Annotated in this window: 8 protein-coding genes; 6 read left to right on the top strand and 2 right to left on the bottom strand. The window is 65.4% G+C overall.

All coding sequences use genetic code 11. The features are described from left to right. Positions 1-116: 116 nt before the first annotated feature. Positions 117-1118: a polyprenyl synthetase family protein gene (locus tag BM172_RS15360; RefSeq protein ID WP_026633699.1), complete on the bottom strand. Its 1002-nt coding sequence runs from the start codon at positions 1116-1118 to the stop codon at positions 117-119. Between the two features lie 185 nt (positions 1119-1303). Between BM172_RS15360 and BM172_RS15365 the strand changes: the two genes are divergently transcribed. The 4 genes from BM172_RS15365 to BM172_RS15375 all read left to right on the top strand — a co-directional run bounded on the left by BM172_RS15365 (position 1304) and on the right by BM172_RS15375 (position 6477). Next, positions 1304-2293, top strand: a complete 990-nt coding sequence (locus BM172_RS15365; RefSeq protein ID WP_026633698.1) for a DedA family protein/thiosulfate sulfurtransferase GlpE — start codon at positions 1304-1306, stop codon at positions 2291-2293. A gap of 125 nt (positions 2294-2418) precedes the next feature. Then, on the top strand, positions 2419-2991 hold the full coding sequence (ssb, locus tag BM172_RS15370) for a single-stranded DNA-binding protein (RefSeq protein ID WP_026633697.1): 573 nt from the start codon (positions 2419-2421) through the stop codon (positions 2989-2991). Positions 2992-3397: 406 nt separating this feature from the next. Then, positions 3398-4372 carry a hypothetical protein gene (locus BM172_RS22560; protein WP_177218823.1) on the top strand — a complete coding sequence of 325 codons (975 nt, stop codon included), beginning with the start codon at positions 3398-3400 and terminating at the stop codon, positions 4370-4372. Continuing rightward, positions 4369-6477, top strand: a complete 2109-nt coding sequence (locus BM172_RS15375) for an ATP-binding cassette domain-containing protein (RefSeq protein WP_177218824.1) — start codon at positions 4369-4371, stop codon at positions 6475-6477. The genes BM172_RS22560 and BM172_RS15375 overlap by 4 nt, the downstream gene beginning before the upstream one ends. Before the next feature lie 45 nt (positions 6478-6522). Here the strand turns inward: BM172_RS15375 and BM172_RS15380 are convergent, their stop codons facing one another. Beyond that, positions 6523-7578 (bottom strand): helix-turn-helix domain-containing protein, encoded by a 1056-nt coding sequence (locus BM172_RS15380; protein ID WP_081805014.1) that lies wholly within the window; start codon positions 7576-7578, stop codon positions 6523-6525. A gap of 215 nt (positions 7579-7793) precedes the next feature. On the opposite strand from BM172_RS15380, the gene BM172_RS15385 reads away from it, so the two are divergent. After that, positions 7794-8489: a response regulator gene (locus BM172_RS15385; RefSeq protein ID WP_026633694.1), complete on the top strand. Its 696-nt coding sequence runs from the start codon at positions 7794-7796 to the stop codon at positions 8487-8489. Between the two features lie 97 nt (positions 8490-8586). Then, positions 8587-10479 carry a sensor histidine kinase gene (locus BM172_RS15390; protein WP_197022826.1) on the top strand — a complete coding sequence of 631 codons (1893 nt, stop codon included), beginning with the start codon at positions 8587-8589 and terminating at the stop codon, positions 10477-10479. Positions 10480-10775: the final 296 nt, after the last annotated feature.

Consider the following 10775-nt stretch of genomic DNA (forward strand, 5'->3'; position numbering starts at 1 on the left):
GACGTAGGTTGGGGTGAGCCGCAGGCGAACCCCAACGATGCGATACGCATGAAGGTGCCGATGTTGGGGTTCGCCTGCGGCTCACCCCAACCTACGCCGGCAAATGCGCTGGCCGGTCAGAAGCTCCGCTGCACCGAATAATCCGCCAGCGTCGCCAGCGCATCCCGGTACGACGACGGCGGCAGCGCCTCCAGCGCCGCACGCGCCGCGTTGGCATGCACCACCGCCCGCTCATGCGTGCGGTCCAGCGCGCCCGAATCGCGGATCGCCGCGATGATCCGCTCCAGCGAATCCAGCCCGCCATGCTCGATGGCGTGGCGCAGCGACTGCACCTGCTCGGGATCGGCCTTCTGCATCGCATAGATCAGCGGCAGCGTCGGCTTGCCCTCGGCGAGGTCGTCGCCGATGTTCTTGCCCAGCGTGTCCGAATCGCTGACGTAGTCCAGCAGGTCGTCGGCGATCTGGAAGGCGTAGCCCAGCTCCATGCCGTAGCGGCGCAGCGCGGCGATCTGCGCTTCCGGCAGGCCGCCCAGCACGCCGCCCAGTTCGGTGGCGGCGGCGAACAGCACCGCGGTCTTGCGCTCGATCACCGCCAGGTAGGCGGCTTCGTCCACGTCGGCATTGCCGATGTTGAGCAGCTGCAGAACCTCGCCTTCGGCGATGGTGTTGGTGGTATTGGCCAGGATGCGCATCACGCGCATGTCGTCCAGTTCCACCATCAGCTGGAACGAGCGCGAGTACAGGAAGTCGCCGACCAGCACGCTGGCGGCATTGCCCCACAGCGCATTGGCGGTCTTGCGGCCGCGGCGCAGGTCGGACTCGTCGACCACGTCGTCGTGCAGCAGGGTCGAGGTGTGGATGAACTCGATCACCGCCGCCAGCTTGATATGTTCCTCGCCGCGGTAGCCGGCGGCCCCGGCGGCCAGCACGTGCAGCATCGGGCGCAGGCGCTTGCCGCCGCCGGCAATGATGTGGTCTGCGATCTGGTTGATCAGCACCACGTCGGAGGACAGGCGATGGCGGATCAGGCCGTCCACCCGCTTCATGTCGTCGTCGGCCAGCGCGCGCACGTCGGCGAAATCGGTCGGGCGGAAGGCGGTGGCGGGCATCGTGGTCATGGCGGGATCGCGGCTTCGTAGCGATCGATTATAGGGGGTGGCCGCGCGGTTTCGCCCCTGGGCCGGCCGGTTGCCGCCGGCGACCCGCACTGTTTCCCTTCCGGGACGTTTGCAAACGGCCCGCCGCGCCCCAATCATCGGCGCATTCGAACCGGCCGCGAGCCGGGTATCCCGGGGTGCCGACGATGGCCCAAGAAATCATTGCCCTGCTGGCCGAATACGGCCTGGTGCTGGTGTTCCTCAACGTGCTGGTGGAGCAGGCCGGCGCGCCGGTGCCGGCGGTGCCGACCCTGGTGGTGGCCGGCGCCCTGGCCGCCAACGGGCAGCTGCCCCTGCTCGGCGTGGTGGGGCTGGCCCTGCTGGGCTGCCTGCTCAGCGACCTGGCCTGGTACTGGGCCGGGCGCCGCTACGGCGCGGGGGTGATGCGCACGCTGTGCCGCATCTCGCTGTCGCCCGATTCCTGCGTAAAGCAGTCCGAGCTGCGCTTCCAGCGCTGGCGCGGGCAAGTGCTGCTGGTGGCCAAGTTCGTGCCGGGCCTGTCCACGGTGGCGCCGCCGCTGGTCGGCGCGCTGGGGCTGCGGCCGGCGGTGTTCCTGCTGATGGACGGCCTGGGCTCGCTGTTGTGGCTGGGCCTGTCGGTGGGCCTGGGCTACGCGCTGGCGCCGCAGATCGACAAGGTGCTGGTGGCGCTGGGCAATGCCGGCACCATCGCCCTGGAAGTGGTCGGCAGCCTGCTGGCGCTGTACATCCTGCTGAAGTGGTGGCAGCGCCACCGCCTGATCGTCACCCTGCGCATGGCCCGCATCACCGTGGACGAACTCAAGCGCGCCATCGACGAGGGCCTGGGCCCGGTGCTGGTCGACGTGCGCTCGCCGGCTTCGCGCCTGATCGATACGCGGGTGATCCCCGGCGCCCTGCTGGCCGACGTGGCCGGCATCGACCGCGTCGTGCACGACGTGCCGCTGGACGCCGAGCTGGTCATCTACTGCAGTTGCCCCAACGAGGCCTCCGCCGCCGTCGCCGCCAAGAACCTGATGCAGCAGGGATATCGCCGGGTGCGCCCGCTGCTGGGCGGGCTGGATGCCTGGGAGGCGGCCGGGTTCACGATCCTGCGGCTGCCCGCGGAAGGCGCCGAGGGCGAAACCGGCAACCTGCCTACGCAGCACGCCGCCTGAGGCCTACGCGGGGAAACGGACCCCGTCGCTGCGCATGAGACCCGTCGATAGGTATCATGTCCGGCCATATCAACCCCGACCGTACCCAACCTCATTTACGGCCGGCCAACCGAGGAAACACATCCATGGCACGTGGCGTCAACAAAGTCATCCTGATCGGCAATCTCGGCGCGGATCCGGAGACCCGCTACACCAGCAGCGGCACCGCGATCACCAGCCTGCGCATCGCCACCTCCGAACAGTGGACCGACAAGCAGAGCGGCGAGCGCCAGGAGCGCACCGAGTGGCACCGCGTGAAGCTGTTCGGCAAGCTCGCCGAGATCGCCGGCGAATACCTCAAGAAGGGACGCCAGGTCTACATCGAAGGCTCGCTGCGCACCGACAAGTACACCGACAAGGACGGCATCGAGCGCTTCAGCACCGATATCGTCGCCAACGACATGCAGATGATCGGCGGCGCCGGTGGTGAAGGCGGCGGTGGCGGTGGCGGCAACTTCCAGCGCGCGCAGGGCGGTGGCGGCGGTCAGCGCCAGGGCGGCGGTGGCGGCGGCTACGGCAATCGCGGCGGCGGTGGCGGTGGCAACGACTTCGGCGGTGGCGGCGGTGGCGGCAACCGTGGCGGCAACGACTACGGCTCGCGCCAGCCGGCTCCGCCGGTGGAAAACAACAGCTTCGACGATGACGATATTCCGTTCTAAACGAATGTTGCATCCATTTGTATCAAACCCCGATTTTTTCGGGGTTTTTTTTGCATTCCGTTCGTAGAGTAGCCGTGCTGGTGCCGGGCGCAGTCACGGCACGGGCTGGAGGTGGTTCTTCCTCGAAAAGCCCGAATGCGTTTGCGTCACGGGCGGATGCGAGCAGGGGACTACATCGACTTACTCGCATAGAAGGGCGATGCAATGATCAAGAAGATTTCGAAGGAAGAGGCAAGCAAGATCGTGGGCGGCATTCGTGCTTGTCAGAGTTCCGATCCCAACGCGAATCGGAAATGCGAGAACGAAAACCGCAGGGAAATGGCCAAGACGCCTCAGCCGCATTAAGTCGCAAGCGCCGGGTCGAAGCGATCCGCTTCGACCTGGTTCTCCGGCAGAGGCAGATGGAATGAGGCTTTTGTATGCACTGGAGCGATCGGATCTCGTAGCCAGGGCAGCGCTTGGATCGGTCAAGGATCTTTTCGTACTGAATCTGCACAGGGCGACTGCGGCAATCGCCCAACAATTCTGGCGGCGAGTGCCCTATCGATACGTCGGATACGTCGCTAGCCTCGTTCCGTCATGGAACTCATTCATTGCTGCGTTGAACCCGACGTCGGCGCACGACGATGTGGCGCAGACCCATGCAACGTTCCTGCTCGGCGAAAAAATGCACCGGCGTCACGACGAGAGGCTCTGGGCTCGAAAGAAATGCCTGGAGAAATCCGGCTACCACGGCGAGCCCGGTTTGATCGCGCACATTCGAGACTGCGGACAGACGCTGCGGGATTACGTGGCAGCGACCTGCCCGGGGCGGCCGCTTATCTTCGCGCCCCTGCATACGGTTTCGGATCGCATCGCGGCTGCGGTTTGCTCACTGGGTCCGGCCGGGCGCGCCACCGTGGTCTCGGCCTATGCCGCCGACGCTTTAGGCAAGGACGAAATGCATAGCGTCGCGCTCCTCGGAACCAAGCTGGATCGGTTGATGGTCGCGGACCTGAAGGCTGCGGAATTCCGGCGCCGCATCAAGGCCGTCAGCGAAGGACGATCCCATCTCGTTGTCTTCCCGGATGCGCTTCCTGAATTTACCAGCGCCATGGCAGGGCGCCCCATGCGCACCAGGAAGATCGACATCTTCAAACGACCTGGCCGATTGCATGCCGGCCTGGAAGTGCTTTCCAAGGCATCCAAGGCGGTCGTTGTCTACTTTGCGCTCTACGAAGCCAGGGGATGTCTGCGCATCGACGTCCTGGGGAGCCTCAACTGGGATGGCATTGCATCGTCCGGGGCATCCATGATCGAAGAGGGGATACGCAGGCACTGGCGGTTCTGGCTGCTCTGGCGATGCAGGTCGCTGTTCTACATGAATCCAGAGAGTCCATGAATAACGCTGGCCGCCGTATCAATCCCTATCGCGAAGTCATCTTCCAAGGCGACGCTCCGGAATGCGGGCTGGCTTGTATCGCGATGTATGCCCGGCTCATGGGCCGGCCGGCCGATATCGACCAATTGCGCGATAAACATCGGGTTCGCGCCGAAGGATTATCGCTGCAAGATCTGGTGTCGATCCTGGACGGCTTGGGCCTGGAGACCGTGCCGGTCCAGTTCGACGAAGATTCGGCCGACGCGTTGCCGCTGCCGGCGATTGTCCACTACGGCGGCAATCACTTCGTGCTGGCGAGTGAGCGCGCCGGACGCTTCGTTCGCATACTCAATCCAGCCACGGGGGCCTCGATCATCCGCGCCCGCGCCTTGACCTTCCGTTCGGCCGGTTACGCCTTGATCAGCGAAACGGAAACGACCCCGATGCGCGATCCGGTCCGGGAGCATATCTGTTCCCCCAGCCTTTTCGATGCCATCAATAAAAGGTCGTGCCGGCTGTTTGCTGCCATCTCTCTCCTGCTGACGAGCATGGCATTCGCCGTGCCGGCGTTGATCCAAGGGATATGGGGCCGCCATTTTGAGAGATGGGGAATCTCCGATTCGCAGACACTCGGAGTCCTCGCGACGCTTTTCTTCATGACGTGGCTGGTGGAATGCTGGTTTTCGCGCGCGCTGCCTGATTTTGCAGCCTCGACCGCGACCTGGCGCATGCCAGGCATCTTCAAGAACCTCATGGTGCGTCCCCTGGCCTTTTTTGAGTTGAGATCGCCCGGTCAATTGCATCAACGATTCATGGCCGCGGACCGGGTGTTGAGAGAGCACGCCGTTACGAGGATCGAGCAATTCGTCGCGCTGATCTTCTTCGCCCTGTCCGTATTGCTGCTGTTCGTCGTCAGCAAGCCCTTGGCTTGTGTCAGCGTTGCCGCCTTTTCCGCCCTGGGCGTGACAGCCGCGGTTTTCGGACAGCGCCGGGCTGGCCTGGTGCGGCATATGGAGGAGTGCTACGCCGAGAAAAGCGAATTCGTGCTGGAGTCCATGGCGGCCAGCCACACGATCAGGACGGGTGAGTTGGCCGATCAGCGGAGCAGGCGATTCGCGGTACTCAACTTGAAGGCTATCCGGGGTGACGTTGCGCTCAAGGCGTCCGACCGGAGATATGGCGCCGCACTTGGCCTGATCGCGAATCTGGAACTGATCGGGCTCTTCGCGGCAGGAAAGTCGCTTGGCAATCTTTCCTATGGGACCATCCTGACCTACGCCTTCCTGCGGATGATCGCCATGAGTGCGGCATCGCGCTTCAGCCTGGCGCTGATCAAGGCGAAGAGCGAAAAGGTCATCGACAAAATGGCACAAGAGCTGGTCGGCAGACCGCCTCGGCCCGAGGGGTCGGATGAAACTCCGCATACGTATGTTGCGCTGTCGGAGAGCATCGTCTTCAAGCACCTCATTCTCCAGCAAGGCGCTGCCAGTCCGTCGAACGGCCTCAGTCTTCTGATCAACCGCCGCGACAGAGTGGGCGTGGCTGGCGCATCCGGTGCCGGCAAAACCACGCTCCTCAAGATCATTGCCGGGCTCAAGCCGCCCGCGTCCGGCAGCTTCAGCGTCGATGGCGGCCCGGATGGTGACGCTTTCGAAGCGCTGCGCCCCCTTTGCTACATGAGTGCCGCTGGCGACCGCCTGTTGCGGGGAAGCCTGATCGAGAACGTGCTGCTGGAGGAAGGCCGGGAAAAGCGGTCGATGGCGCTGCGCCGGCTGGAAGAGCTTGGCCTCGGCGAACTGCTGTCGAACTTGCCGCAAGGCGCCGACACGCAGATCTCCGAAGAGCGCCCGCTGATGTCCTCCGGCCAGCGGCAGCGTTTGTTCGTGGCAAGGGCCTTATGTTCGAGCAAGCCCGTGCTGCTGTTCGACGAGCCCACGGCGAACCTCGATATCGAGTCCGCGAAGCGCGTCATCCGCGCCATCGCCACTTCCGACAAGACCACGATCGTGGCCATGCACGAGCCGGATCCACAGCTGGGCATCGATACCTGGATCGACCTGGACAACTGCTCCCCAGGGAATGAGCCCCGCCGCGGCTCGCCCTGCACACTGGCCTATTCCAGCTGACAAGAAGGCGCCGGCTGCCTGCTGGGCAGGCTCCCCGAACCCGCCCTACGCACTCAAGTCGCAGGGCTGATCCACCCACTGCCATTGCAACGCCCTGAATTCCTGTGGCGGCACGCCATAGGCGCGGCGGAACGCCCGCGTGAAATCCGCCGCATAGCTGAAACCCAGGCGGTCGCCGATCTCGGCCACCGCGGCCGAGCGGGAGCGCACCAGCTCGTCGGCCGCCTTGCGCAGGCGGCGGTTGCGGATATAGGCGTGCAGGCCGCCTTCCTGTTCGAACAGGCGGTACAGCGTGGCGCGCGCCACGGGAAAGCTGCCGAGGATTTTCTCCGGTGCCAGTTCGTGCGAATGCAGGTGGGCGTCGATGTAGTGCTTGATGCGCCCCAGCATCGCCGCACGTGCCGCCCCGCGCGCGCTATGGCTCTGGCTGGCGTCCCGGTCGAAGGCCGCCAGGATCAGTTGGGCCGCCACATGCAGGGCATGGCCGGCTTCGGCATCGTCCATCGCCGACAGCGCCGGATGCATTGCATGCAGATGCTCGCGCAGCAGGCGCGCCGGCGGGGAGGTGTAGGAGATCACCTTGCCGTGCAGCGCTTCGGCGCGCGGAATCGCCGATTCCACTACTGTGCGCGGCAGGAAGAAAGCCAGCGCATGCGCGCGCGTGGGGCGCTTCATGCGCATCGCCTGGCCCATGTCCAGGGCGAGGATGCCCGGCACGAACTGCGTCGAGGTACGGCGTTGCGGCGATCCGGTTTCGGTCTCCGCGATGCCTTCCACCATCACGTGGAAGCAGTAGTCGCGCATCCGGTCGCCGGCGATGCGCTGGGACGAGCGAAGCAATGTCACCGGGTCGGTGCGGCTGTCGTGGTAGACGAGGTCCGGCAGCGTGTAGGTATCGAGTTCGCCGTGAAACCCCGTCGCCAACTGCGCCCGCACCATCGGCACGTCGAGCATGCCGGCGAGGTGATCCCGCCACGCGGGCAGTTGCCGCTCCCTCGGCTCGCTGGCCACGCTGAAGTGCTGGCGGACCAGCGTCGTTCCAGCCGGCGCCTCGCCCGCTCCGGCCGCTTGCGATCCGCAGTGCCGCTCCCATGCGTCCATGCGCTGCGCGCCATCGCTCCCGCACTGCTCCAGCCTTGCGCTCGATGCATTCACGAGTTGCCCCCTGTCAAAATCCGGAGCGCAAGTGGGAGCGCCCCGCTTCAGGTCGGGTATCGTGGGAAGGGCGTGCCGGGCTGTCTGTAGAACAAAGACGCTACACGCGCCCGCGGCCGCTGCCCGGCAAAATGGCGTACTTACGGAATCCTGGACCCTGCATGGAACTGTCGGCCCCCGGCCAGAACCCGCCCCTGATCCACGTCGCCATCGTGGAAGACGACCTGGGTTTCCGGCGCGCCCTGGCCGAGGCGATCGAGGGCACGCAGGACATCCGCCTGGCCGCCGCCGCAGGCACTCGCGCCGAAGGGCTGGCCATGCTGCAGGGCGCGCCGGCCGACGTGCTGCTGGTGGACCTGGGCCTGCCTGACGGCTCCGGCATCGACGTGATCAAGGCCGCCGCGCAGCTGTGGGGCAGCTGCGCCGTCATGGTCAGCACCAACTTCGGCGACGAGACCCATGTCATTCGCTCGATCGAGGCCGGCGCCTCGGGCTATCTGCTGAAGGACAGCACACCCGCCCGGATCGTCGAGGAGATCCGCAGCGTGGCCAGCGGCGGCAGCCCGATCAGCCCTATCATTGCGCGCCAGGTGCTGGCGCGGTTCCGGCAGATCGGGACCGGGGGAACCAGTCGATCGGCCACGCCGGACGATACGCAGCAGCTGCTGTCGGCGCGCGAGAAGGAAGTGCTCGAACTCATCACCAAGGGTTTCACCGCCAATGAAATCGCCAGGCTGATGTCGTTGTCGCCTTTCACCGTGCGCAGCTTCGTGCGGCGTATCTACAGCAAGTTGAACGTGACATCCAAGGCGGAAGCGATTTATGAAGCCAGGAATCAGGGGATTCTGGACGGCTGATTCGGTTCGGGCAGCGACATCTCCGGTAGCGGCGGGCGGACAGGCGCCGCGCCGCGCTTTTAGAAATCTTCCCGCCGCCGCCGGGTTGCTGTTCTCGGTGCTCTTGCTGGCGGCGCTGGGCGCGTTTCTCTCGCTGGCGGTCAGCGGCATCGAGCGCTCCGACGAATGCCTGCACCTGGCCCAGGGCAGTTGGCAGGAAGTGGCGACGCAAGGTTTCAGTGCACCGCCGGCTTCGTTGGATAGCCGCGAGCTGCCGCCGTCGTGGCAGACCGCTGCCTTGCCGCTGAGCTTTCATCCGCCTGTCGAGGCTCCGGCGAAGCCGGTCTACCTCACCACCTGGGTCCGGCTCGAAGTAAACGAGCCGCAATCGACCACCGCATCGCGCGCCTTGTACGGCGTGCGCCTGAAGACCGACGGCCCCATCGCGATCTACGTCAACGGCAAGCTGGTCTACCGCGCGCAGCAGCGTGGGCAGCAATGGAACAGCCTGTTCACGCCGCTATGGGTGACGCTGGAGCCGGCGGTGAGCGATGCGCCGGTGCGGGAGATCCTGATCCGGTTGGAACATACATCGACCTATCCGGTGGCGGTGTCCTCGCTCTGGCTTGGGCCCGCCGACGCCTTGCGCGGCCGCTACGAGGTGCGGCAGTGGCTGCAGGGCGGCCTGCCGGCGATGTTGAATGCCGCGTTCCTGGCGGTCGGCATCTTCGGCCTGTTCGTGTGGTTCCGGCGCCGCCACGAATCGAGCTATCTGCTGTTCTTCAACCTCGCCGCCATCGCCTTCGCCGCGCACCTGCATTACTACGTGGACCTGCCGATCGCCAGGGACTGGTTCGGCTGGCTGGTGGTCAATTCGCTGTGCTGGGGCCTTACCGCCATCCATTTCTTCCTGCGGCTGCTGCATGGCCGACCGTTGCGCTGGGTCGGCCGTGGCGTGGTCGCCACGGCCGTGCTGATCGGCGTAGCGACCATGCCCTTGCCTTGGACCTTGTCGAACAGCTCGCCCATGCTGGCGGCGGTCTATGCGCTCGAACTGCTGATGGCGCTGGTGGTCTGCCTGGTCGGCGGCATCAGCACCTGGCGCTCCTCGCCGGAAGGGCGCCTGGTGGTGGTCGCGCTGGCCGTGTGCCTGCTGCTGGGCATGTCGGACTGGGCGCTGCACAACAACGTGGTCGGCCCGGAAGGCTGGTTCCTCGGCGCCTACACCAACGGCGTCACCTTCATCGCCTTCAGCCTGCTGATGTATCGGCGCTACACGGGCGCCATCGAAGAAGTGGAACGCGTCAACGCCGGCCTGGCCGAGCGCCTGCAGTTGCGCGAAGCCGAACTGGAACGGAGCCACCAGCGTCTGCGCGAGATCGAGCAACGCCAACTGCTCAGCGACGAGCGCCAACGCTTGATGCAGGACATGCATGACGGCTTGGGGTCCACGCTGATCAGCGCGATCCGCTCGGTGGAGCAGGGCCGCATGCGCGATGTCGAGGTCTCGCAGCTGCTCAAGGACTGCATGGACGACCTGAAGCTGGCGATCGATTCGATGGAGCCTGTCGAGGCCGATCTGCTGCTGTTGCTGGCGACGTTGCGTTTCCGCCTGGAACCGCGCATGGAGAGCGCCAACGTCGCGCTGATCTGGGATGTGCAGGAGTTGCCGGCACTGCCTTGGCTGGATCCGTCGAGCGCACTGAACATCCTGCGCATCGTGCAGGAGAGCGTGGCCAACACCTTGCGCCATACGCGCGCCACGGCTATCCGCGTGGCGACTGCTGCGGTTGACGATGGCGTGCAGGTGATCATCGAGGACAACGGCCAGGGGTTCGATGTGGCGGCTGCGTTGGGGCGCGGCGGTGGGCGCGGTCTGCACAATCAGCAGCGGCGTGCGCAGGTGATTGGTGGAAAGGTCGCGTGGGTGTCGGCGGATACCGGTACGCGGTTTGCGTTGTGGTTGCCGTTGCGGCGCGGCGATCTGGTTGAGGGGTGCCGTTTGGGTTGAGTCGCAAATCCACGCCAGTCGGCGTGATTATCGGATTTCGACTAAAGACAACCGGGGGTTGCGCTGCTAGCGTTCTGAGTTGTTACCCGCGGAGTGTTTCCACGCGCGACGCGGGTAACCATGGCAGCAATGCTGTGAGAAGCGCGGGCCGCAGGAGTATGCAGCTCCTACGACCCGCTGACCATCACCAACTGACTAAGGAGTTGATCATGGCTACCCCAGATCATACGGTACGCAAGCGCTCGCCGATCCCCACGGCGACATCCTCACCGCCCACCCGGGCTGTCCGACGACAC

The organism is Dyella marensis, assembly GCF_900112865.1.
Lineage (GTDB): Bacteria > Pseudomonadota > Gammaproteobacteria > Xanthomonadales > Rhodanobacteraceae > Dyella_D > Dyella_D marensis_A.